Source organism: Fictibacillus aquaticus, assembly GCF_002245695.1.
In the GTDB taxonomy this organism is placed as follows: Bacteria; Bacillota; Bacilli; order Bacillales; family Fictibacillaceae; genus Fictibacillus; species Fictibacillus aquaticus.
Map to the genome: position 1 here is coordinate 1 of NZ_NOII01000001.1, position 23748 is coordinate 23748.

Below are 23748 nucleotides of genomic sequence, written 5' to 3' on the forward strand. Positions count from 1 at the left end.
AGGAATGTTTCATTCTTCGCTTTGCTTAACCATCTTTGAATACATCATTGATAAGTTGATCGGAGTGTAAGGTGCCGACTCCAGCGGGACGAGTGGGACAGGTGAGACCCTTTAGGGCGCGCAGCGGCAAAGGGGCTCACTTGTCCAGCAGAAAACGGCTAGCCCCTCGAGGTCAAAAGGGCAAGTGTCCAATAAGTCAAAGAGCGACTTACAAGCCCCTTTCCCTTTGTCGGGGCTGAACGAGCCGTTTCTGCTTTTCGCCACGCCCCGCGGAAAGCGTGCGCCTGAAACGGAGATCAACTGCTTCTCTGATTTCTAATAGTCCTACAGTTTATGGAAACAGCCTTTTTTAAGTGACAACTCAGCATGATACAAAAGGTTTTTCAGAGACCATGGAATCACTCGGCTTTATTTTTTTTGCTGGCTGCGATATGTTGAAGTACATGAATGCCGCTTGTTCATCTTGCTCATCTTAAAGGTGTGCTTTTACAGTGCGGGGATTTTGCTTGAAACGCTTACATTGCGATTCGTTTTCCTGTACTATGTAGGTGACAGGCACAAGTTGTGGCAGCTGTTCTTTTGCATCACTTTATGGTATATTTACATTGGTTAAGACCTAGTCACAATAGAAGGTGCTAATAAAACCGGCTTGATAAAGGAGAAGAAACATATGCTGAAAATACAAGAAATCAGAGAATTGATCAAACTTATCGACAAGTCTTCTATTAATGAATTCAAGTATGAAAATGACGGAGCAAAAATCGTGCTGAAGAAAAACGGAGTCGGTGAAAGCCAGCTTGCCGATGTGTCTGCACCGGCTGCGGCATATCAGCCTGCACCTGCTGCTATTCAGCCACAAGCCCCTGTACAAAGTGCACCGGCAGCAGCACCTCAGGCGCCAGCACAGGAGCAGCCGAAAGCAGCTGACGAAAACTTACATAAGATTGTCTCGCCGATGGTCGGAACATTTTATTCTGCATCTGCACCAGATCAGCCGTCGTTTGTTAAAAGCGGAGACAAAGTATCAAAAGATTCGATCGTCTGCATCATTGAAGCGATGAAGCTGTTTAATGAAATTGAATCTGAAGTGAACGGGGAAATCGTTGAAGTTCTCGTTGAGAACGGCCAGTTAGTCGAATACGGCCAGCCTTTGTTCCTCGTCAAATCAGAATAGGCGGTGCGCTTATGATAAAAAAACTGCTTGTCGCCAACAGAGGAGAAATCGCGGTCCGCATCATCCGTGCTTGCCGAGAATTGAATATTGAGACCGTTGCTGTATATTCAGAAGCGGACAAAGATGCGCTGCATGTAAGGCTTGCTGATGAGGCATATTGCATCGGACCCGTACTGTCAAAAGAAAGCTATCTTAATTTCACCAATATCATGAGTGTTGCTACGTTGACTGGATCAGATGCAATACATCCAGGCTACGGCTTTTTAGCAGAAAATGCAGACTTTGCGGAGATCTGCAGAGAGTGCAATGTCATCTTTGTAGGGCCGAGCCCGGAAGCCATCAACAAGATGGGAATTAAAGACGTTGCCCGAAAGACAATGGAAGAAGCGAAAGTTCCGATTGTCCCGGGATCCAAAGGAATCATACCAAATCCAGAGGCTGGCGTTGAACTGGCAAATGAAATTGGGTATCCTGTTATTATTAAAGCGACTGCCGGTGGCGGGGGTAAAGGTATCCGTGTCGCCCGCAGTGAAACAGAGCTTTTAAAAGGAATCTCCATCACTCAGCAGGAAGCGGCAACCGCGTTCGGCAACCCTGGTGTCTATATCGAAAAGTTTATTGAAGATTTCAGGCACGTAGAGATACAAGTGCTGGCTGACAACTATGGAAACGTGATCCATCTCGGTGAAAGGGATTGCAGCATTCAAAGAAGGCTGCAAAAATTGTTGGAGGAAACACCTTCTCCGGCAATCTCACCTGAAAAACGTGCTGAAATGGGAGAAGCAGCGGTTCGTGCTGCAAAAGCAGTCAATTATTCAGGTGCAGGAACAGTCGAATTCATCTTTGACCATAATACAGGCGATTTTTATTTTATGGAGATGAATACCCGTATTCAGGTTGAGCATCCTGTAACGGAAATGGTGACTGGAGTAGATCTCATCAAAGAGCAGATTAAGGTGGCGTCAGGAGAAAAGCTGAAATACGCACAAGAAGACATCACGTTTAGCGGATGGTCTATCGAATGCCGCATTAATGCTGAAAACCCTGACAAGAATTTTATGCCGTCCGCCGGTAAAATCGAGATGTACCTTCCTCCTGGAGGATTTGGTGTCCGTGTAGATTCTGCGGCTTATCCTGGATACGTGATTCCGCCGTATTATGATTCAATGATCGCGAAGGTCATCACCTATGGCCATACAAGGCAGGAAGCCATCAGCAGAATGAAACGCGCACTGATGGAGTTTGTGGTCGAAGGGGTTCATACGACGATTCCATTCCATCTGCGGCTTATGGATAACGAAACATTTATAAGCGGAGATTTTAATACTAAATTTCTTGAATTACACGATTTGACTGAAAAAAAGATATCAAAGTGACTGGAGGCAAGAGATGATGAATGAAATGACATTTGAAATGGAAGAACATTCTTCCGGTCTGGGAAAAGTTGAGATCTCCCCGGAAGTGATCGAGGTTATCGCTGGAATCGCTGCATCTGATGTAGAGGGTGTCGCGTCCATGAGAGGAAACTTTGCTTCAGGTGTAGTCGAGAAGCTTGGCCGCAAATCTCACGGCAAAGGCGTAAAAGTAGAATTAACTGAAGAGGGCATATCCATCGATGTGTACGTATTGATGAAATACGGCATCTCGATTCCGGATGTGGCACAGAATATTCAAGACAGCATCCGTCAGGCCCTGCTGAATATGACAGCACTTGAGGCGAGCGACATCAATGTATTTGTTGTCGGCGTACAATTTGAAAACAAAGAAAAGCAGCCTGAAATTCCTTACGCAGAATAATCCGGGAGCTGACCTGAAGACATTTAATGTTCTTCAGGTCAGCTTTTTTATGTTTTCCGAAAAATGTGAATGATTTTTATCCGAACAACCTTGAATGTTCGGATTGTTTCGCCATTCTTACCTGTGGTATGATGCTAAATATAAAATGTTCGAGTTAAGAAAGGAAGTAACCGCATATGAAACGAAGAATTGCCAGAGAAAAGGCTTTCCAGACGCTATTTCAGGTAGAGGTGAGCGGCACCGATCCAGATGAAGCGATGGAGCATGTGCTTGAAGGCGAGCAAGGCGACCCGTTTTTAACGAGTCTTGTGGAGGGAACGATCGAGAAAAAGACAGAGATTGATGCTTTTCTCAATCAGTATCTTGAAAACTGGAGCCTGGCGCGTGTTGCCAATGTTGAGCGTGTTGTGTTAAGGATGGCAGTTTTCGAGATGCGCGAGATGGAAGACATTCCTGCGAACGTTACATTGAATGAGGCGATTGAGATCGCAAAAGTATTCGGCGGTGAAGCGGCCGGCAAGTTTGTTAACGGTGTATTAGGAAAGATCAAGCTTTAGTAAAGACAAGAAAATGACTTTTCAAGGGGGAAACAGAGAATGGAACTGTTAAACGGAAAAGAAATTTCAGGTCAAAAACGAGAAGAACTTTCTGCTGAGATCAAGATGCTGAAAGAAGACGGGATCACGCCAGGACTTGCGGTTATCCTTGTCGGAGACCACCCGGCATCACGTTCTTATGTGCTTTCAAAGCAAAGGACGTGCAAAGAGCTCGGCATGCATTCCATTCTGACTGAATTGCCCGATACCATCTCAGAGGACGAGCTGCTTTCCGCAATTGAAACGTTCAACCGGGATCATGATGTGGATGGCATATTAGTCCAGCTTCCTCTTCCGTCTCATATTTCAGAGCGGAAAGTGATCGAAGCGATCGCGCCTCATAAAGATGTTGACGGCTTTCATCCCCTTAACGCAGGAAAACTTGCTACCGGAGAGCCGACATTCGTACCGTGTACACCTCTTGGAATTCTTGAAATGCTAAAAACGAAAGATATCTCTATCAGAGGAAAACAAGTAGTTGTCGTCGGAAGGAGCAATATTGTCGGAAAGCCTGTAGGACAGCTTTTGCTGTCAGAGGATGCTACTGTAACATACTGCCATTCAAAAACAGAAAACTTGGCAGCACATACAAAGCAGGCTGACATCCTGATCGCCGCTGCGGGCCGCGCCAAGCTCGTATCAAAGGAAATGGTAAAAGAGGGTGCCATCGTGATCGATGTAGGAATGAATAAGGTGGACGGCAAACTATGCGGCGACGTCGATTTTGAAGCGGTAAAAGAAGTTGCCGGTATGATCACCCCCGTTCCAGGCGGAGTAGGTCCTATGACGATCACGATGCTCATGAACAACACGGTCCTCTCGGCTAAAAGGAGAAAAGCTTTTAAAGGAGCGGTATAAATGCAAGACCGTTATGTTCCGATAAGCTCTGTTACAAGATACATTAAGCGCCTGTTTGAAGGTGACAAAAATCTTCAGGATGTCTGGGTGAAGGGGGAGCTCTCGAATGTTAAGCTGCATTCGAGAGGCCACCTTTATTTTACGTTAAAGGATGAGAACAGCAAGGTGAACGCAGTAATGTTCGCCGGCAATAACCGTTTTCTCCCGTTTAAGCCTGCAGACGGAATGAAAGTCCTCATACAAGGCGAGATGAGTGTGTATGAGCCGATGGGGAGCTATCAGCTTTATGCCAGGACGATGCAGCAAGACGGAGTGGGAAATTTATTTCTAGCTTATGAAGAGCTCAAGAAGAAGCTTGAGCTTGAAGGCTTGTTTAAGGAAGAAAACAAAAAAGCCATTCCACGCTCCCCTTCCGAGATCGGAGTGATCACTTCCCCGACAGGAGCAGCGGTCAGAGATATTATGACGACGATCAAACGAAGGTTCCCGCAGGCGCGTATCACTCTTTTCCCCGTACTTGTCCAAGGTCCGGGAGCCGCTCCAAGCATCGCAAATGCGATTTATCAAGCGAACGATCTCGGCCGTCACCAAGTATTGATCGTCGGCAGGGGCGGAGGGTCTATTGAAGAACTGTGGGCGTTCAACGAGGAAACCGTGGCAAGGGCAATTTTTCAATCTGGTATTCCAGTCATTTCTGCAGTAGGACATGAAACAGATTTTACAATCGCCGATTTTGTAGCTGATTTAAGAGCGCCGACTCCGACGGCTGCAGCTGAAATGGCGGTTCCTCACAACGATGAACTAAGAGACAGGCTGACTCAGCGGGAATATAGACTTAAAAGAGTCATGAACGAATACATGCAAAGCCGCCGGCAAAGGGTGGAGCGGCTGAACAAGTCATATGCTTTCCGCTATCCGGCTCAGCTTGTAAAACAAAAAGAGCAGCAGCTTGACCGCATGATGGATGCACTGAAAAAAAGGACGCTGCAGACAAAAGAACAGAAAAGCGTCTCTCTTGCTTCAGCACTCAGGCAGCTTAAGTATTTTTCGCCAGAAGGACAGCTCGAAAAAGCAAAAAAAAGAAACGCAGATCTAGAAAAACAGCTTTTAAAGGAATTTTACCGATCTCTGGATTTACAGAAAAAAGATTTTGCGCAGAAAATTTCCCGCCTGAACGCACTCAGTCCTCTCGCCGTTATGGAGAGAGGATACAGTTTGGTTTATGAAAAAAAGAAGCTGATCAAATCAGTCAAGCAGCTTAAAAAAGGCGATACGTTAAAAATTAATGTCAAAGACGGAAAAATTACGGCAGCTGTTACAGAACTGGAGGAGACGAATAATGAGCGATAAAGAAAAACACCTCACGTTTGAAGAAGCGATGGAAAGGCTCGAAGAAATCGTAGAAAAGCTCGAACAAGGAGATGTCCCGCTCGAGGAGAGCATCGATCTGTATCAGCAGGGCATGAAGTACTCAAAGCTTTGTCATGCAAAGCTTCAGAATGTCGAAAAGAAAATGGACCTGATCATGAATGAAGATGGTGAAGCAAGGCCATTTGCCGTACAGGAGGAAGATCTTACGTGAATTCTCTTTCTGATTTCATCACTGAAAAAAAACAGCAGATCGAACGCAGGCTGAAAGAATTGACAGCCGATCAGATGATTCCCGAAACGCTTTGCAAATCGATCTCCTATTCCATCGAAGCTGGGGGAAAGCGGCTCCGTCCTGTTTTGCTTCTCGCAGTGATGGAGGCGTTTGGGGCAAAAAGCGAAAAAGGATTAGATACGGCTTGCGCAATTGAAGCACTGCATACATATTCTCTTATACATGATGATTTGCCGAGCATGGACGATGATGATATCAGGAGGGGAAAGCCGACTAATCATAAAGTTTTTGGTGAGGCTATTGCGATCCTTGCGGGGGACGCACTGCTCACGATGAGCTTTTCCTTCATCCTTGATGACAGCAGACTGAATGCAGAGGAAAAAATGCAAGTGGCTTCGCTGCTGTCGAAAAGCGCAGGTCCAGCGGGCATGGTTGCGGGTCAGGCAGAGGATATGGAAGCAGAAGGCGCTGAGCTGACAAAAGATCAGCTGGAAGCCATTCACGATAAAAAGACGGGACAGCTGCTGCAATGTTCTGTTGTAGCAGGCGGTATCCTCGCTGGAGCTTCTGCTCATGAGCTTGAATCGTTAAAGCGGTATGCAAAGCATATCGGCATAGCTTTTCAGATACAGGATGATATTTTAGACATCACTGGAGATCAGCAGACACTTGGCAAGCCAGTGGGAAGCGATGTGTCTAACAATAAAACAACGTATCCGGCACTATTGGGGCTAGACGGCGCTAAAGAAGAGCTCTTCAGACATGTAGCTGCAGCCAAACATGAGCTTGCTAAGCTTCAGCACGAAACAGCGGTTCTTGAACAGCTGGCCGACTACATCATCAGCAGGAATCATTAGCATATTGCCCGGTGATTTCGTTTTATGATAATATATAAGATGTTTTTAAAGCATCATTATATGCTGTCTGCTTCCTCATACATATTTCGTCGCACTCGAACCTGTCTTGGAGCAGGAATCAACTGATTGTTCAGAAATCCGATATAATGGAGTACGAGTATTGCCGTTATCACTCTGGTGCTAGCGGCTATTTTTTCACTCGATGCCTTACGCCTCCTGAAGACAAAGTCCTGGATACTTTGGAGGTTTCGGCCTCTGTTTTAATCATATTTCAGAGTGAACGTTTATTATATTTATAAGAGGAAAAATTAAACATAACACGTTTTTAAAAATAAAAAGAGAAAATAGATGTAGCTCGGAAAGAGAGGCATTCCATGAATTTGGAAGAAATTCAAAATCCTCAATTCTTAAAAACACTCGGCAAAGAAGAGCTGGAGAAGCTGGCAGCTGAAATCCGTGAGTTTTTAATTAATAAATTAAGTGTAAACGGGGGCCATCTTGGGCCAAACTTAGGGGTTGTGGAACTTACGCTTGTCCTTCATAAGCTGTTTGACAGTCCATCAGACAAGTTTATTTGGGATGTCGGCCACCAGGCTTATGTTCATAAAATTCTGACAGGCCGCGCGAGCCAGTTCGATACACTCAGACAGTACAAAGGGCTTTGCGGCTTTCCGAAACGGTGCGAGAGCGAGCATGATGTTTGGGAAACCGGTCACAGCTCTACATCCTTGTCAGCCGCTATGGGGATGGCGATTGCACGGGATTTAAAAAAGAGCAGCGAGAAAGTGATCGCCGTAATTGGAGATGGAGCGTTAACGGGCGGAATGGCGCTTGAGGCTCTCAATCATATCGGGCATGAGAAAAAAGATTTAATCGTTATCCTTAACGATAATGAGATGTCCATCGCTCCTAACGTCGGCGCTCTGCACAACGTCCTTGGCCGGATGCGAACAGCTAGGAAATATAACAAGGCGAAGGATGAATTAGAGTCACTTATCCGTAAGATTCCTGCTTTTGGAGGGAAGCTCGCCGCTACTGCCGAGCGTCTGAAAGACAGTTTGAAGTATCTGCTCGTGTCTGGCATGTTCTTTGAAGAACTTGGATATACGTACCTTGGTCCTGTTGATGGCCATGATGTAGACGATTTGCTTGAGAATCTTTCATATGCCAAGAAAACAAAGGGACCTGTGATCGTTCACGTGATCACGAAAAAAGGTAAAGGCTACAGCCCTGCGGAACTCGATACAAACGATAACTGGCATGGGGTAGGTCCGTACAAGATGGAATCGGGTGAACTTATCCCTCAGGAAAAAGGGGGTCCGTCATATTCCGGCATCGTGAGCGATACCTTGGCTGAGCTTTCTGAGAAAGATGAGCGGATCGCGGTCATTACTCCCGCGATGACTGTCGGGTCAAAGCTTGTTCCATACGGTAAAAAATTCCCTGACCGCTTGTTTGATGTCGGCATCGCTGAACAGCATGCGGCGACAATGGCTGCTGGAATGGCTACTCAGAACATGAAACCAGTCCTTTCGATTTATTCTACGTTTTTACAGCGAGGGTACGACCAAGTCGTGCACGACGTGGCACGCCAAAACTTGAACGTCCTGTTTACGATCGACCGATCGGGCTTAGTAGGAGCAGACGGAGAAACGCATCAAGGCGTGTTCGATATCGCCTTTTTAAGGCATATCCCGAACATGGTCCTCATGATGGGCAAAGACGAAAACGAGCTGCGTAACATGGTGTATACCGGCATACAGTACAGCGATGGGCCGATAGCAGTCCGTTTCGCGAGAGGCAACGGCTTTGGAGTTCCACTTGATGAAGAATTTGAAAAAATTCCGATTGGTTCATGGGAAGTATTGAAAGAAGGAACGGATGCAGCGATCTTAACCTTTGGCACAACGATCCCGATGGCTCTCAAAGCTTGGGAAGTACTGGCGAAGCAAGGCATTTCGGTGAGAGTGATCAATGCAAGGTTTATCAAGCCGCTTGATACAGAGATGCTTAACAGCCTGATCGAAGAAAACATTCCGATTCTCACGATAGAGGAAGCGGCGCTTCAAGGCGGATTTGGCAGCGCTGTGCTTGAACACCTTGCTGATGAACAAGCCTTTCATATTCCAGTCGACAGGATGGGGATCCCTGACCGGTTCATCGAGCACGGCAGCGTGACAAAGCTTCTTGAGGAGATCGGCCTTACAGAAGAAGATGTCGTTAAACGGACAAAGGCACTTGTGGAAAGACGAAACAGCAAAAAAGGAATGCTTACATGAAAAAAGAAAGAGTCGATGTGCTCTTAGTAGAAAGAGGGCTCATCGAAACGCGTGAAAAAGCGAAGCGGTCAATCATGGCAGGACTCGTTTTTACAGGTACAGAAAGAATCGACAAGCCAGGCATGAAAATTGAAAATGATGCAGATTTAACTGTTAAAGGATCTTTATTGCCGTATGTTGGAAGAGGCGGCCTGAAGCTTGAAAAAGCATTAAAAGTGTTCAGCCTTGATGTGACTGGAAAAATTGTTTTGGATATCGGGGCATCCACGGGCGGATTTACCGACTGTGCTCTTCAAAACGGTGCAAAGTATGTGTACGCCTTGGACGTGGGATACAACCAGCTAGCATGGAAACTTCGCAACGATGAAAGAGTCGGCGTGATGGAGCGTACTAACTTTCGCCATGTTACACCAGATATGCTTCAAGAAGGCATGCCTGACGTTGCGACAGCAGATGTTTCCTTTATCTCTCTTCGGCTGATATTGCCAGTATTAAAATCGATTCTCAAGCCTGGCGGACAGGCTGTTGTTCTTATAAAACCGCAGTTTGAAGCGGGACGTGAGGAAGTCGGGAAAAAAGGGATTGTCCGCGATCCTGCTGTTCATGAACGCGTCATAACGGAGATGCTTGATTTCTCAGTAAAAGAAGGCTATACGCCTCTTGACCTTTCATTCTCTCCGATAACAGGCGGCGATGGAAATATTGAGTTCCTTCTGCACCTACTTAACGGTCCGGCAGAGAAATCGTTCAGCATAGATCGAGCATCAGAAGTTGTGAAAGAAGCTCATCTTCATTTGAAAAAAGAGCGGACATTAGATTAGAACATTCAAAAAGCTTTTGCAATAAACCTGTTTGTTTTTTATAAGTATCTCTAGCTTGTAATAGAATTCAGTGAAGAAGTTGATCTCCGTTTCAGGTGCACGCTTTCCGCAGGGTGGGCGGTGAGCCCTCTTGCCGCTACGCGCCCTAAGAGGTCTCACTTGTCCCACTTATCCTGCAGGAGTCGGCACCTTACACTCCGATCAACTTATTCTAATAAAGGATTCAAGAAGTTTAAGCGAACTCAATGAAAGATTCAGCTAGCAATTAAAGATGAACATTTCTCATGGTCTATGTTTCGGATTCTACAGAGGCAATCTGGCCGGACTTTCTAAAAACAAATCGTTGAAGGCAAAAAGACTTTTAATAAGAAAAATCAAGGGCGTCACATGTGATTATACACGTGAAGCCCTTGATTTTTTCTATTCTGATGTGAACAATATTTGTTGTGATTGGAGCGGAAGGGTGCGAGACTCCAGCGGGACGAGCGGGAAGGTGAGACCCTTTGGGGCGCGTAGCGGCAAAGGGGCTCACCGCACGCCCCGCGGAAAGCTCAGCACCCTGGAGCGGAAATCACCAGCACCCAAAACTGTCAGTAAAGTTTTTTTAGTAAGCTAAATAAGCCTACTTTTTTATTACAAATAATTTCTATATGAAATATCCAATTCTTAAATAAATGTACATTATGTCTGCAATATTATAAGATAAAGTCAAAAGCAGATGGAATGTAAGAGGTGCACGTATGAATAAAGGACATCGACATATTAAAATCAGGGAAATTATCGCGAGCCATAATATTGAAACACAGGACGATCTTGTTGATTCATTGAGAAACGCAGGTTTCAATGTGACTCAGGCTACTGTTTCACGCGATATTAAAGAACTGCATCTTGTGAAGGTACCGATGAACGACGGCAGATATAAATACAGCCTGCCAGCTGACCAGCGGTTCAATCCTTTGCAGAAGCTTAGAAGAACATTGATCGACAGCTTTATTACGATTGACCAGGCCGACCACCTGATCGTCATGAAGACGCTTCCGGGGAACGCCAACGCCATTGGAGCGCTGATCGATAAGCTCGATTGGGAAGAAATCATGGGTACAATCTGCGGTGATGACACCATCCTGATCATCTGCCGTTCAAAAGATGTCAGCCCTGAAGTATCACAGCGTTTCTTGGACATGCTGTAAATGTTGAAATAAAGGTGTGATGAATGGTGCTTGCGGAACTGACCATCCGTAATTTTGCGATAATTGACTCCCTCGGTGTTTCCTTTAATAAAGGTTTGACCGTGCTGACGGGGGAAACTGGAGCGGGAAAATCGATCATAATTGACGCTATCGGACTTTTGATCGGAGGGCGCGGATCATCTGAGTTTGTTAGGTATGGAACAGCAAAGGCAGAGATAGAAGGGCTTTTTCATTTTGATGAAAACCACGCTCTCAAAACGAAATGTGAGGAGTTCGGCATTTCTGTATCAGATGATATGGCTGTTTTAAGGCGGGAGATCAACGAAAATGGAAAAAGCATCTGCCGTGTGAACGGCAAGCTCGTCACTCTTTCTATCTTAAAAGAAATCGGCCAGACACTCATAGACATACACGGACAGCATGAAACGCAATACCTTCTTCAGCCGGACAAGCATCTGTTACTTCTTGACTCGTTTGCTGGCAAAGAGTTCAGCATGCTTCTTTCTGGCTATCAAGAGACATACAGCGAATATAAAGACATTCAGAAACAGCTGAAAAAGCTGACCGAAGATGAGCAGCAAATCGCTCAGCGGCTTGATTTGCTCGACTATCAGCTGCAGGAAATCGACGCTGCAGGCCTGCAGGAAAATGAAGACAATGATCTTCAAGAAGAGAAAAACAAATTGTCTAATTTTGAAAAGCTATATAAACATCTTCACGATTCTTACGAAAATCTATACGGTGATGGGCGCGGTCTTGATCTTGTATCAAACGCACTGGCTGAACTTTCCGCTGTCTCAATGATCGATGAAGATCTGAGGAAGAAGGAAGAAAGCCTTGCAAGCTGTTTTTATGCTCTTGAAGATCTGACGTATCAGATTCGTGATTCGTTCGAATCGCTTGAGTATGACTCAGGGCGCTTGAATGAAATCGAAGACAGGCTGAACGAGATCAGCAAGCTGAAGCGAAAATATGGACATTCAGTTGAAGAGATTCTCGCTTATGCGGAGAAAATAAGAAAAGAACTTTTTGTGATCCAAAATAAAGATGAAAATATAGACGCCCTTAAAAAGTCGTTTGAAAAAGTGAAAGAAAAGCTGATGAAGCAGTCGGAGAAATTGTCACAGATGCGTAAGAAAAACGCAGCTGTGCTGAAAGAAGCGATCCAGAAGGAATTAAAAGAGCTTTATATGGAAAAAACACAGTTTGATGTAATGGTGGAAACTCAAGGTATCTCTGTGGAAAAGTATTTTGGTCCATATGGCACAGATGAAGTCGAGTTTTATATCGCGCCAAATCCAGGAGAGCCGATGAAGCCGCTGGCCAAGACAGCTTCCGGCGGTGAACTTTCGCGTGTGATTCTTGGACTGAAAAGCATCTTTACTAAACATGAAGGCGTAACGTCCATCATTTTTGATGAAGTCGACACAGGAGTGAGCGGCCGAGTCGCTCAGGCGATCGCCGAGAAAATATACCGTGTTTCATCGGATTCACAGGTTTTATGCATCACACATCTCCCTCAGGTCGCTGCTATGGCAGATACACATCTGCACATTGCGAAAGATACAGATGGAAAGCGGACTGTGACAAAAGTGACTGCACTGGATTCTTCTGACAAAATTCAGGAAATTGGCCGCATGATTTCTGGTGTCGAAGTGACGGATATTACAAAACAGCATGCGAAAGAACTTCTCGATCTTGCTTTACAATTCAAGCAGACATCATAAAAAACATGTTAAAGCTATCCAAAACAGGATAGCTTTTTGTATTTGCCGCAGTTATAATCTCACTCTTTGAAGGCAAGATTAATGGTACAGCCATGGTGGAGGTGTGGGACCAGGAGCGAGGAGAGTGAAAAATGTATTTAGATATCGCAAGGCGCTTTCTAGGCGTTGTGCTGCTTGGATGTATTGTCGGCGCCGGTTTCCTGCCTCCGGTCCGTGAGTACGTAAGCATGCCAGCAAGCGTTACGGCATTTGCTGGGCAAGTACGGCAGGCAGGGGATGTTCCCGCAGGAACTAGCATCACATCATCAGATGAAGCAGTGTTTACAGTTGGCAGGGCGAAAGGCGATAAGATCTCAATTGATGGCATAAGAGAAGGTGATTCTGTGGCTACACTAGAGGCAGCAGGCTTCCCTTTGAAAAAAATGAACGTCAAAGTGATCAGCGATATTCGTGTAGTGCCGGGAGGGCAATCAATTGGCGTGAAGCTGAACACACTTGGAGTGCTCGTCGTAGGGCACCATTTGGTGGAAACGGCTAATGGGAAAAAATCGCCGGGGGAATTAGCTGGTATTCAAGTCGGAGATATCATCACTAAGATTAATGGAAGCAGCATTGAAAAAATGGCGGATGTCACTCCTTTTGTCAAAAGCTACAGCGACAGCAAAACACCGCTTGAGGTAACGCTGATAAGGAATAAGAAAACTCATCATAAATCGCTGGTGCCGCTGCAGGATAAACAAGACCAATCTTACCGCATCGGTCTTTATATCAGGGATTCCGCTGCAGGAGTCGGCACGCTCACTTTTTATGAACCAAACTCATACAAATATGGTGCGCTTGGACACGTTATTTCAGACATGGACACAAAAAAGCCTATCATTGTAAATAACGGCGAAATACTCAGATCTACGGTAACGTCGATTGAAAAGGGATCCAACGGCCACCCAGGGGAAAAACTGGCCAGGTTTTCCAGTGATCAGCATTCATTAGGGAATATCACGAGAAACAGCCCTTTTGGAATCTTTGGACGCCTGAACGAAAAAATGGATAACGGCGGATGGGAAAAACCACTGCCAGTCGCTTTTTCTGATCAGGTGAAGGAAGGGCCGGCAAAGATCTTGACCGTTGTAAACGGTGATAAAGTTCAGGAATTCGATGTGAAGATTATCAGTTCTGTTCCGCAGAAATTTCCGGCAACAAAAGGAATGGTCATTAAGATAACTGACCCGAAGCTTCTGAAGCTGACTGGAGGCATTGTCCAAGGAATGAGCGGCAGTCCGATAATCCAGGATGGAAAATTGATCGGAGCGGTAACACATGTTTTTGTAAATGATTCTACTTCAGGCTACGGTGTTCATATCGAATGGATGCTGGATGAAGCTGGAATTGATATATATGGACAAAAAAAGCAGGCGAGCTGAATGCCCTGCTTTTTTTGTGTTTAAAAAGTATAACTGATCTGCCGCAAAAAGATATATGTACAGCACTTAATCCAAGGCACAAAGCAAATTTTTGATTATTAAACAGCAGCTTGTGATAAAAACTGAAGTGACTTTTGTTAGAAAATTATGTACAATGAAGAAGAAATAAAGAAAATTCGACAAGCATTCGTTCGAATTTTGGTTTATCTGTCGAAATTCGAAGTAAAATGAAGATAATTAAAGCAAATATAAGAAAATCAAAATAAAATAAAAAAATTTAATGGATTTTAGAGGGATTTACGTTTAATTGTTGAAATCGTAAAAGGGGAAAACAAGAAATTGTTGGATGGGGAGGAATAATAATGAAAAAGATTAAAGTGTGTCTTGCAGATGATAACCGGGAACTAGTAGGGCTGTTGAAAGAGTATCTTTCGAGCCAGGATGACATGGAAGTGATCGGCATTGCTTATAATGGGCAGGAGTGCCTTTCTGTACTTGAAGGCAGAAACCCCGATGTGCTCGTTTTAGATATCATCATGCCTCATTTGGATGGGCTTGCGGTTCTTGATAAAATCAGGAGCAGCGACGATTTGCCTCAGCCTAATGTGATCATGCTTACAGCCTTTGGGCAGGAAGATGTAACTAAGAAAGCGGTTGATCTTGGTGCTTCCTACTTTATTTTGAAACCGTTTGATATGGAAAACCTTGCAAACCAGATCCGTCAGATCTGCGGCAGCGAGTCATCTTCGCACAGCCGTTCCTCCTCGCAGGCAAGATCGCATCTTTCTTCAATTAAACAGCCGAGAAACCTGGATGCCAGCATTACAAGCATCATTCATGAAATCGGCGTACCAGCACATATTAAAGGGTACATGTACTTAAGAGAAGCGATTTCAATGGTCTATAATGATATCGAACTGCTTGGTTCCATTACGAAGGTCCTTTACCCGGATATTGCAAAGAAATTTAACACAACGAGCAGCCGTGTGGAGCGTGCAATCCGGCATGCGATAGAAGTAGCATGGAGCCGCGGCAACATTGACAGCATCTCTTCGCTGTTTGGATACACTGTATCGATGTCCAAAGCTAAACCGACCAATTCAGAGTTCATCGCGATGGTAGCTGATAAGCTTCGAATCGAACATAAAGCAGGCTGAAAACAATAAGAGCCAGCAGACAATAAATGTCTGCTGGCTTTTTGCTGCAGATAAAAGGCGGATGGTGTTTAATCCGGCTTCTTTTGCTGCTGAAATTTAGGCTGAAGCTTACTGCGTTTTTTATCTCGGTAAAAGATAAATCCTCCTACAAACGCCAGGCCGATTATGAGGCTGAAAAAGCCGGCGGCAAACTGCAAAGGGAGGTTTGGGAAAGGTGCCTGAAGTACGCCGAACAAAGTATCGCGCATCCATTTGATCCCAAAAACAGCCAGCAATCCTGGTATTAAAACAATTAGTAAAGCAATAAAACGCTGCATATGTGATCTCTCCTTACCACCTCAGTTTACTTGTTTCTAGAAATATTGTCGATAAAATTCCGTCTTGCAAATGCTTTCATACTGATTTATCATTTGAATTATAATATATGAAAAAAATTGCAATGATCGGAGCGGGAACCATGCAAAATGCGGTTTTGCTTGGGGATTTACAAGATATACACAGCCTTATTCTGCTGTTTCAGCGTTCTGAGATAATTTTTCCTGCGGCGGTCATGTCTGATGAAATCCGCAGGGAACACTATTACGGAATTCCGGTAATAAAAGAAGCTGATATTAACCTCAGAGAATTTGAGTATATTGTTTATTCTCCTGATTACAAAAAGAAAGCATACGAACTGGCGGAGACGGTTGAAGGAGAAGCGGGTATTCTCCCTGCTTCATATGTACAGGCTCTCTTTGATGAAATGCTTCACAACGAAACGCATATGCCGGCATTGAGGAACCAGCTTTTAACAAGAGATATTATTCTTGACAGCACTCATGATGGCATGATTGCGATAGATGAAAAACGCAAAATCACCCTTTTTAACAGAAGTGCGGAGAAAATGACGGGAATTCCGAGGGGAAAGGCAATAGGTTTTGATATCCTTGAAGTTATGCCGAACAGTCAGCTTCCGAGAATTTTAAGATCAGGCGTAGAAGAAATTAACCGTGAGCAGCTGCTGCCAAACGGAACAAAAATTTACACGACTCGGCTGCCGATCATAGATGATGAAGGAAACACTCTAGGTGCGTTCGCTGTTTTTAAGGACATTACAGAAATTGTTGATCTGGCAGAAGAAGTAACGAACTTAAAAAGCATTCAAAGCATGCTCCACTCTATCATCCAATCGTCTGAAGAAGCAATTTCAGTCGTCGATGAAAAAGGCAATGGTCTTATGATAAATCCTGCCTATACAAGGCTCACGGGATTTACTGCCGATAAAATAATCGGTAAGCCGGCAACGATTGATATTACCGAAGGCGACAGCATGCATATGCAGGTGCTGAAAACCAGAAAACCAGTCAGGGGAGCCCGTCTAAAAGTAGGTCCTAAAAAAAGAGACGTAATTGTGAACGTTGCGCCGATTTTAGTCGACGGCCAGCTTAAGGGGAGCGTCGGTGTCATTCATGATGTTTCGGAAATTCAGTCACTCACAGAGCAGCTCAGCAGGGCAAGACAGATTATCAGGACTCTGGAAGCGAAGTATTCGTTTGAAGATATTGTCTGGTCTTCCCAGGAGATGGAATTTGCGATCGAGCAGGCAAAGCTTGCGGCTTCCACTCCAGCGACCGTTCTTTTAAGAGGCGAGTCTGGCACTGGAAAAGAGTTGTTCGCTCATGCAATACATAATGCCAGTGATCGGAAGTACTGCAAATTTGTGAGGGTGAATTGTGCGGCTATCTCAGAGTCGCTGCTCGAGAGCGAGCTTTTCGGTTATGTAGAAGGGGCTTTTTCAGGTGCTGTCCGCGGCGGAAAAAGAGGGCTGTTTGAAGAAGCGAACGGCGGAAGTATTTTTCTGGATGAAATTGGCGAACTTGCGCTGACAACACAGGCAAAGCTTTTGCGGGTGCTTCAGGAAAAAGAAATCCGCCGTGTAGGGGATACAAAGTCCATTCCGGTTGATGTCCGGGTCATCGGGGCTACGAACGTCAATCTTGAGACGAAGATTGCCGAGGGCTCATTCCGGCAAGATCTTTATTACCGGTTGAACAGGATGCCGATTTTTATCCCGTCACTTCGTGAAAGAAAAGGGGATATTCCCCAATTGGCCGGACACCTTTTGCAAAAACTCAATCAGGATTATGGCAGGAACGTTGAAGGACTGACGTCAGAAGCAATTGATGTGCTGATGCATTACGACTGGCCTGGGAATGTACGTGAACTTGAAAATGTTCTTGGCAGGGCAATCATTCATATGAAACACCATGAACACTTTATCAGCAGCGAAAATCTTCACATCCTAGAGGCGGAGAAAAGTGATGTTCAGGGAGTTTTAGAAGAAGAAACACAGCCGCTGAGTACTCAGGTGGAAGAGTTTGAAAAGAAAATCATAATCCGCGCGTTAAAGTCCTGCGGACAAAACAAAACGAAAGCGGCAAAAATCTTAAATATTTCACTTAGGAATTTTTATTACAAGCTCGAAAAATACGGCATTAATATATAACGCCATGTTTGCGATTGCAAAAAAATGCGCGCAATAAAATGCACACGATGAAAAATATTGCATGGTTTTCTCTCGTTGAACCTTTTAATTGCCGTTAAATAAGTTGGCATGGAACTTGCAACAATGATATACGGGTCAAAGGAGGCGAATCAACACGTGCTGTTAGACAACATTCTAGAACAGATTCAGCATTCAGACAGTAAGCCGGTCATTGCGGTGGCTGCAGCCGGTGACGAGGAAGTTATCCAAAGTGTTGCCCTTGCTGCGAAAGAAAAAATCGCTTCATTTAAACTTTTTGGAAACGAAGAAAAGATTCGTTTTTTTCTCAACGAACAAGGACTGCATGACACCGAAGGAATAACGGTTGTGCCTTGCGGTGACAATGAAGCCTCACTGCTTGCGGTCCAAGCTGTCAAAGAGCAAAAAGCTCATATTGTCATGAAGGGCATGGTCTCAACATCATCCCTTTTAAAAGCAGTGCTGCATAAAGAACAAGGTCTGAGGACAGGAAAGATACTGTCTCATATCGCAGCATTTGAAGTTCAAGGTTATGACCGTCTCATATATGTGACGGATGCTGCGATGAACATCGCGCCAGACCTTGCACAAAAGGCAGAAATTATCCAGAACGCGATCACATTTGCTGCATCCGTGGGAACTGTGATGCCAAAAGTAGCGGTCATAGCGGCAGTTGAAACAGTCAATCCTGCTATGCAGCCGACGTTAGATGCAGCGGCTCTTGCAGTCATGAATAAAAGAGGGCAGATCACAGGCGGTATTGTTGAAGGACCATTTGCACTTGACAATGCCATTTCACTTGATGCGGCTGAACATAAAGGAATTCATGGAGAGGTTGCAGGAAAAGCAGATATTCTAGCTGTTCCATCCATTGAAACGGGCAATGTACTCTATAAATCGCTCATGTATTTTGCGAAAGCAAAGGCAGGAGCGGTCATACTTGGTGCAAAAGCGCCTGTCGTCTTGACTTCCAGGGCTGACAGTGCTGAAAGTAAATTTTACTCGATCGCACTAGCTGTTAGATCGCTGAAAAGCTAAACACATATCAATCATATTGGAGGATAACAAAATGGAAATTTTTAAATATATGGAAACTTACGATTACGAGCAAATGGTGATTTGCCAAGATAAACAATCAGGTCTTAAAGCGATTATTTGTATCCATGATACAACGCTCGGGCCGGCGCTTGGCGGCACAAGAATGTGGACTTATGATTCTGAAGATGCGGCGATCGAGGATGCTCTCCGTCTTGCAAAAGGGATGACTTACAAAAACGCAGCTGCTGGATTGAACCTTGGCGGAGGAAAGACGGTTATTATCGGCGATCCGAAAAAAGACAAGAACGAAGAGATGTTCCGCGCGTTCGGCCGTTATATTCAAGGGTTGAACGGGCGTTATATCACTGCTGAAGATGTGGGAACAACAGTTGAAGACATGGATCTTATCTACCAGGAAACACCTTTCGTTACAGGTGTATCACCAGCGTTCGGTTCATCTGGGAACCCATCTCCTGTTACAGCATACGGTGTCTACCGCGGTATGAAAGCTGCGGCAAAAGAAGCGTTCGGTACAGACTCTCTTGAAGGAAAGACCATCGCTGTACAAGGCGTAGGACATGTAGCCTTTACTCTTTGCAAACATCTGCATGAAGAAGGGGCTTCTCTAATCGTAACAGATATCAATAAAGAAGCGGTCCAGCGTGCAGTGGAAGCATTCGGTGCAAAAGCGGTCGAACCTTCTGAAATTTACAGTGTGGACTGCGACATCTTCGCACCATGTGCACTTGGTGCGATCATCAACGACGAAACGATTCCTCAGCTGAAAGCAAAAGTGATTGCAGGTGCAGCAAACAACCAGCTTAGAGAAACTTCACACGGCGATTTGATTCATGAAATGGGAATCGTGTACGCTCCTGATTATGTTATCAATGCAGGAGGCGTTATTAACGTTGCAGACGAACTTAACGGATATAACCGTGAGCGCGCTATGAGAAAAGTGGAAACAATCTATGACAACATCGCGAGAGTTATTGAGATTTCCAAACGCGACCGTATTCCAACTTACCTTGCTGCCGACCGTCTGGCAGAAGAAAGAATTGAACGCATGAGAAAGTCAAGAAGCCAGTTCTTGCTAAACGAACGCCACATTCTGTCCCAGCGTGTCAGATAACATCAGAGAAGGAGGATGGAATCGTGCAGCATAAAGAATTTCGGCTTTTAGTCATAAACCCGGGATCTACCTCTACGAAAATTGGCATATTTGACAATGACCGATCAGTGTTTGAAACGACGATTCGCCATGATATTGAAACGATCTCAGAGTTCGAGCATGTCATTGATCAGTATGCTTTCCGGAAGAAAACGATTCTAGAAGCTCTGGACAAAGAAGGCATCAATATTTCCAAACTCAGTGCTGTCGTCGGACGAGGCGGTCTTCTCCGTCCGATCGAAGGCGGCACGTACGAAGTTAACGAAGAAATGCTTGAAGATTTGCGCGAGGGTTTTTCAGGAGAGCATGCTTCTAATCTTGGGGGCATCATCGCGCATGAAATAGCAGGGAACCTGAACATTCCTTCCTATATTGTCGATCCTGTAGTTGTCGACGAGATGGAACCGGTCGCCCGGATATCTGGTGTTCCTGAAATTGAAAGAAAAAGCATCTTTCATGCGCTCAATCAAAAGGCAGTGGCACGCAGGGTCGCTAAATCGCTCGGAACACCATACCATGAACTGAACTTAATTGTCGTTCATATGGGCGGTGGAATAACGGTCGGCGTTCATAAAGGCGGGCGGGTTATCGATGTGAACAACGGTTTACACGGTGAAGGACCGTTTTCACCTGAACGAGCAGGAACCGTTCCTGCCGGAGACCTCGTATCCATGTGCTTCTCTGGAGAGCATTATGCCGAAGAAGTCATGAAAAAGCTTGTAGGACAAGGCGGTCTCGTCGGTTATCTGGGCACGAACGATGCCCGTGAGGTTGAAAAGATGATCGAGGAGGGCAGCAGTGAAGCGGCACTTCTTTATGAAGCGATGGCGTATCAGGTTGCTAAGGAGATCGGGGCGGCGAGCGCTGTTCTTTATGGCAGGGTTGACGCTATTATCCTGACTGGCGGACTTGCTTATGGAAAAGAGTTTGTTAAGAAAATAACTGACCGGATTGAATGGATATCTGACTGCATCATCCAGCCTGGAGAAAACGAACTGCAGGCACTCGCAGAAGGCGGTCTCAGAGTGCTGATGGGAGAAGAAGAGGCTAAGCGATATCCGGATGCAATCGTGAAAGAACAACTGGACAGATAAAGCAGAGGAGAATGTACTATGGCAACAGACTTTGACGTAGTTATCCTCGGCGGGGGCACTGGCGGCTATGTAGCCGCCATACGTGCTGCCCAGCTGGGCAAAAAAGTAGCAATAGTGGAAAAAGGAAAGCTTGGCGGGACATGCCTGCATAAAGGCTGTATTCCGTCCAAAGCGCTGCTCAGAAGTGCAGAAGTTTATGCGACCGCTAAAAAGGCGGCTGATTTCGGCGTAGAAGTGGAAGCGGTTTCTTTAAATTTCGGCAAAATGCAGGAGCGCAAGCAAAGCATCGTAAACCAGCTTCATATGGGTGTACAGTCGTTAATGAAAAAGGGGAAAATTCAAGTCTTCGAAGGTACAGGAAGGATTCTGGGTCCATCCATCTTCTCGCCGATGCCCGGCACCATTTCTGTTGAGTTCAATGATGGAACGGAGAACGAGATCCTGATACCGCAAAATGTCGTGGTCGCGACAGGTTCCCGTCCGCGTTCACTTCCGGGTCTTGAGATCGATGGAGTTCACGTCATAACAAGTGACGAAGCCCTTGAAATGGAACAGCTTCCAAACTCAATCGTGATCGTTGGTGGCGGCGTGATCGGGATTGAATGGGCTTCCATGCTGAACGATCTCGGAGTCGAAGTAACGGTTGTTGAATATGCAGACCGAATCGTTCCGACAGAGGACGAAGAGATTTCAAAAGAGGCAGCAAGAATATTGAAGAAAAAAGGCATCACCATCGTTACAGGTGCAAAAGTGCTGCCTGAGACGCTGAGTAAAGGCGAACAAGTGAGCATCTCTGCGGAACATAAAGGCAGCGAGAAAACGTTCACTGCAGATAAAATTCTTGTTTCTGTAGGCAGACAGGCAAATGTTGAAGGAATCGGGATAGAGAACACTGCCATTAAGATAGAAAAAGGCTTTATTCAGACAAATGAATACTACCAGACAGAAGAAAGCCATATTTATGCGATCGGTGATGTGATTGGGGGCCTTCAGCTCGCACACGTTGCTTCACATGAGGGAATAACGGCTGTAGAACATCTTGCAGGCGAGAAACCACATACAATCGATTATGATAATGTATCAAAATGCATTTATTCATCACCTGAAATGGCAAGTGTCGGCCTGACAGAAGCACAGGCGAAAGAAAAAGGCTTCACTGTTAAAATCGGCAAGTTTCCATTTAAAGCGATCGGAAAAGCGCTCGTCTACGGACAGTCAGACGGATTCGTGAAAATTGTGGCTGATAAGGAGACGAATGATCTCCTCGGTGTTCACATGATCGGACCGCACGTTACCGACATGATCTCTGAAGCAGGTCTCGCCCGCGTGCTCGATGCAACGCCATGGGAGATAGCTCAGACGATACACCCGCACCCTTCCCTATCAGAAGTGTTCGGAGAAGCAGCACTCGCCGTTGAAGGAAAAGCGATTCATTTTTAATACAAGGAGGCAGTTAACATGGCTGAAAACCGTCATGAACGTTTAGGATTAACAGATCAGGATGTCCTGCAGATGTATAGAACTATTTTGCTCTCGCGCAGAGTGGATGAAAGAATGTGGCTGTTGAACCGTGCTGGAAAGATTCCTTTTGTTATTTCCTGCCAAGGGCAGGAAGCAGCGCAAGTAGGTGCGGCGATGGCACTTGATAAAGAAAAAGATTATGTCCTCCCTTACTACAGGGATATGGGAGTGGTCCTGCATTTCGGCATGACCGCACGTGATCTCATGCTGTCTGCTTTTGCAAAAGCAGAAGACCCGAATTCTGGCGGAAGACAGATGCCTGGTCATTTCGGCTCTAAAAAACTTCGTATCGTTACGGGTTCATCTCCTGTTACGACACAGGTTCCTCATGCTGTCGGTGTTGCCCTTGGCGGCAGGATGGAAGGCAAGGACCTGGTTACGTTTACGACGTTCGGTGAAGGATCTTCAAACCAAGGAGATTTTCATGAAGGTGTGAACTTCGCATCTGTACATAAACTGCCGGTTATTTTTATGTGCGAGAATAATAAATACGCCATCTCTGTTCCGATCTCCAAGCAATTGGCGTGCAAAAATGTTTCCGACCGCGCTATCGGCTATGGCATTCCAGGTGTGACAGTTGATGGCAACGATCCGCTTGCCGTTTATGAAGCGGTGAAGGAAGCTGCTGACCGCGGACGCCGCGGAGAAGGTCCGACTCTTGTAGAAACCGTCTCTTACCGTCTGACGCCTCACTCATCAGATGATGATGACAGAGCATACAGAACGCGTGAAGAAGTTGAAGAAGCAAAAGCGAAGGATCCTGTACACACGTTTGGTGCTTATTTAAGAGAATTGGGCATCTTGACAGAGGACGCTGAAAAAGTAATCAATGATGAAATCAAAAGAGAAGTCGACGAAGCGACAGAGTATGCGGAAAATGCACCATACGCAGATCCAGAATCAGCATTGCGCTTCGTTTATGCAGAGTAAGGGGGAGAAAT

21 protein-coding genes are annotated in these 23748 nt (G+C 45.4%); 20 read left to right on the top strand and 1 reads right to left on the bottom strand.

The genetic code is table 11. The features are described 5' to 3' along the window. Positions 1 to 670 precede the first annotated feature (670 nt). The 14 genes from accB to spo0A all read left to right on the top strand — a co-directional run bounded on the left by accB (position 671) and on the right by spo0A (position 15480). The gene (accB, locus tag CGZ90_RS00005) at positions 671 to 1174 is read left to right on the top strand and encodes an acetyl-CoA carboxylase biotin carboxyl carrier protein (RefSeq protein WP_094250289.1); all 504 of its coding nucleotides are present in this window, start codon (positions 671 to 673) and stop codon (positions 1172 to 1174) included. An 11-nt stretch (positions 1175 to 1185) separates the two neighbouring features. Beyond that, positions 1186 to 2550, top strand: a complete 1365-nt coding sequence (accC, locus tag CGZ90_RS00010; protein ID WP_094250290.1) for an acetyl-CoA carboxylase biotin carboxylase subunit — start codon at positions 1186 to 1188, stop codon at positions 2548 to 2550. Positions 2551 to 2566: 16 nt separating this feature from the next. Then, the gene (locus CGZ90_RS00015; protein ID WP_094251731.1) at positions 2567 to 2971 is read left to right on the top strand and encodes an Asp23/Gls24 family envelope stress response protein; all 405 of its coding nucleotides are present in this window, start codon (positions 2567 to 2569) and stop codon (positions 2969 to 2971) included. Between the two features lie 176 nt (positions 2972 to 3147). After that, positions 3148 to 3528: a transcription antitermination factor NusB gene (nusB, locus tag CGZ90_RS00020; RefSeq protein WP_094250291.1), complete on the top strand. Its 381-nt coding sequence runs from the start codon at positions 3148 to 3150 to the stop codon at positions 3526 to 3528. Between the two features lie 39 nt (positions 3529 to 3567). Beyond that, positions 3568 to 4425 carry a bifunctional methylenetetrahydrofolate dehydrogenase/methenyltetrahydrofolate cyclohydrolase FolD gene (gene folD / locus CGZ90_RS00025; RefSeq protein ID WP_094250292.1) on the top strand — a complete coding sequence of 286 codons (858 nt, stop codon included), beginning with the start codon at positions 3568 to 3570 and terminating at the stop codon, positions 4423 to 4425. After that, on the top strand, positions 4426 to 5775 hold the full coding sequence (gene xseA / locus CGZ90_RS00030) for an exodeoxyribonuclease VII large subunit (RefSeq protein WP_094250293.1): 1350 nt from the start codon (positions 4426 to 4428) through the stop codon (positions 5773 to 5775). Continuing rightward, the gene (locus tag CGZ90_RS00035) at positions 5765 to 6007 is read left to right on the top strand and encodes an exodeoxyribonuclease VII small subunit (protein ID WP_094250294.1); all 243 of its coding nucleotides are present in this window, start codon (positions 5765 to 5767) and stop codon (positions 6005 to 6007) included. The genes xseA and CGZ90_RS00035 overlap by 11 nt, the downstream gene beginning before the upstream one ends. Next, positions 6004 to 6885, top strand: a complete 882-nt coding sequence (locus tag CGZ90_RS00040) for a polyprenyl synthetase family protein (protein ID WP_240515313.1) — start codon at positions 6004 to 6006, stop codon at positions 6883 to 6885. The genes CGZ90_RS00035 and CGZ90_RS00040 overlap by 4 nt, the downstream gene beginning before the upstream one ends. Before the next feature lie 374 nt (positions 6886 to 7259). After that, positions 7260 to 9164 (top strand): 1-deoxy-D-xylulose-5-phosphate synthase, encoded by a 1905-nt coding sequence (gene dxs / locus CGZ90_RS00045; RefSeq protein WP_094250295.1) that lies wholly within the window; start codon positions 7260 to 7262, stop codon positions 9162 to 9164. Continuing rightward, positions 9161 to 9985: a TlyA family RNA methyltransferase gene (locus tag CGZ90_RS00050; RefSeq protein ID WP_094250296.1), complete on the top strand. Its 825-nt coding sequence runs from the start codon at positions 9161 to 9163 to the stop codon at positions 9983 to 9985. Before dxs ends, CGZ90_RS00050 begins: the two co-directional genes overlap by 4 nt. 740 nt (positions 9986 to 10725) lie before the next feature. Then, on the top strand, positions 10726 to 11175 hold the full coding sequence (ahrC, locus tag CGZ90_RS00055; RefSeq protein ID WP_094250297.1) for a transcriptional regulator AhrC/ArgR: 450 nt from the start codon (positions 10726 to 10728) through the stop codon (positions 11173 to 11175). 26 nt (positions 11176 to 11201) lie between these two features. Beyond that, on the top strand, positions 11202 to 12902 hold the full coding sequence (gene recN / locus CGZ90_RS00060) for a DNA repair protein RecN (RefSeq protein WP_094251733.1): 1701 nt from the start codon (positions 11202 to 11204) through the stop codon (positions 12900 to 12902). A 131-nt stretch (positions 12903 to 13033) separates the two neighbouring features. Next, complete coding sequence (spoIVB, locus tag CGZ90_RS00065) at positions 13034 to 14323, top strand: SpoIVB peptidase (RefSeq protein WP_094250298.1); 1290 nt, start codon at positions 13034 to 13036, stop codon at positions 14321 to 14323. A gap of 362 nt (positions 14324 to 14685) precedes the next feature. After that, positions 14686 to 15480 carry a sporulation transcription factor Spo0A gene (gene spo0A / locus CGZ90_RS00070; protein WP_094250299.1) on the top strand — a complete coding sequence of 265 codons (795 nt, stop codon included), beginning with the start codon at positions 14686 to 14688 and terminating at the stop codon, positions 15478 to 15480. A 68-nt stretch (positions 15481 to 15548) separates the two neighbouring features. Here spo0A and CGZ90_RS00075 read toward each other — a convergent pair whose 3' ends face one another. After that, positions 15549 to 15797, bottom strand: a complete 249-nt coding sequence (locus tag CGZ90_RS00075; protein ID WP_094250300.1) for a DUF2627 domain-containing protein — start codon at positions 15795 to 15797, stop codon at positions 15549 to 15551. 140 nt (positions 15798 to 15937) lie between these two features. Here CGZ90_RS00075 and CGZ90_RS00080 point away from each other — a divergent pair, with 140 nt between their 5' ends. The 6 genes from CGZ90_RS00080 (at position 15938) to CGZ90_RS00105 (ending at position 23737) form a co-directional block, all read left to right on the top strand. Next, the gene (locus CGZ90_RS00080) at positions 15938 to 17965 is read left to right on the top strand and encodes a sigma 54-interacting transcriptional regulator (protein ID WP_240515314.1); all 2028 of its coding nucleotides are present in this window, start codon (positions 15938 to 15940) and stop codon (positions 17963 to 17965) included. Positions 17966 to 18121: 156 nt separating this feature from the next. Beyond that, on the top strand, positions 18122 to 19021 hold the full coding sequence (yqiS, locus tag CGZ90_RS00085) for a phosphate butyryltransferase (RefSeq protein ID WP_133063528.1): 900 nt from the start codon (positions 18122 to 18124) through the stop codon (positions 19019 to 19021). Positions 19022 to 19052: 31 nt separating this feature from the next. After that, positions 19053 to 20153, top strand: coding sequence for a branched-chain amino acid dehydrogenase (gene bcd, locus CGZ90_RS00090; protein WP_094250303.1), 1101 nt, complete (start codon positions 19053 to 19055; stop codon positions 20151 to 20153). Between the two features lie 23 nt (positions 20154 to 20176). Further along, positions 20177 to 21286: a butyrate kinase gene (buk, locus tag CGZ90_RS00095; protein ID WP_094250304.1), complete on the top strand. Its 1110-nt coding sequence runs from the start codon at positions 20177 to 20179 to the stop codon at positions 21284 to 21286. Positions 21287 to 21304: 18 nt separating this feature from the next. Continuing rightward, positions 21305 to 22726 carry a dihydrolipoyl dehydrogenase gene (gene lpdA / locus CGZ90_RS00100; RefSeq protein WP_094250305.1) on the top strand — a complete coding sequence of 474 codons (1422 nt, stop codon included), beginning with the start codon at positions 21305 to 21307 and terminating at the stop codon, positions 22724 to 22726. 18 nt (positions 22727 to 22744) lie between these two features. Further along, positions 22745 to 23737, top strand: a complete 993-nt coding sequence (locus tag CGZ90_RS00105) for a thiamine pyrophosphate-dependent dehydrogenase E1 component subunit alpha (protein WP_094250306.1) — start codon at positions 22745 to 22747, stop codon at positions 23735 to 23737. Positions 23738 to 23748 lie beyond the last annotated feature (11 nt).

Coding starts and splice junctions, on each gene's coding strand:
- accB (WP_094250289.1), top strand. CDS start 671: ATGCTGAAAATACAAGAAATCAGAGAATTGATCAAACTTATCGACAAG.
- accC (WP_094250290.1), top strand. CDS start 1,186: ATGATAAAAAAACTGCTTGTCGCCAACAGAGGAGAAATCGCGGTCCGC.
- CGZ90_RS00015 (WP_094251731.1), top strand. CDS start 2,567: ATGAATGAAATGACATTTGAAATGGAAGAACATTCTTCCGGTCTGGGA.
- nusB (WP_094250291.1), top strand. CDS start 3,148: ATGAAACGAAGAATTGCCAGAGAAAAGGCTTTCCAGACGCTATTTCAG.
- folD (WP_094250292.1), top strand. CDS start 3,568: ATGGAACTGTTAAACGGAAAAGAAATTTCAGGTCAAAAACGAGAAGAA.
- xseA (WP_094250293.1), top strand. CDS start 4,426: ATGCAAGACCGTTATGTTCCGATAAGCTCTGTTACAAGATACATTAAG.
- CGZ90_RS00035 (WP_094250294.1), top strand. CDS start 5,765: ATGAGCGATAAAGAAAAACACCTCACGTTTGAAGAAGCGATGGAAAGG.
- dxs (WP_094250295.1), top strand. CDS start 7,260: ATGAATTTGGAAGAAATTCAAAATCCTCAATTCTTAAAAACACTCGGC.
- CGZ90_RS00050 (WP_094250296.1), top strand. CDS start 9,161: ATGAAAAAAGAAAGAGTCGATGTGCTCTTAGTAGAAAGAGGGCTCATC.
- ahrC (WP_094250297.1), top strand. CDS start 10,726: ATGAATAAAGGACATCGACATATTAAAATCAGGGAAATTATCGCGAGC.
- spoIVB (WP_094250298.1), top strand. CDS start 13,034: ATGTATTTAGATATCGCAAGGCGCTTTCTAGGCGTTGTGCTGCTTGGA.
- spo0A (WP_094250299.1), top strand. CDS start 14,686: ATGAAAAAGATTAAAGTGTGTCTTGCAGATGATAACCGGGAACTAGTA.
- CGZ90_RS00075 (WP_094250300.1), bottom strand. CDS start 15,797: ATGCAGCGTTTTATTGCTTTACTAATTGTTTTAATACCAGGATTGCTG.
- CGZ90_RS00080 (WP_240515314.1), top strand. CDS start 15,938: ATGCAAAATGCGGTTTTGCTTGGGGATTTACAAGATATACACAGCCTT.
- bcd (WP_094250303.1), top strand. CDS start 19,053: ATGGAAATTTTTAAATATATGGAAACTTACGATTACGAGCAAATGGTG.
- lpdA (WP_094250305.1), top strand. CDS start 21,305: ATGGCAACAGACTTTGACGTAGTTATCCTCGGCGGGGGCACTGGCGGC.
- CGZ90_RS00105 (WP_094250306.1), top strand. CDS start 22,745: ATGGCTGAAAACCGTCATGAACGTTTAGGATTAACAGATCAGGATGTC.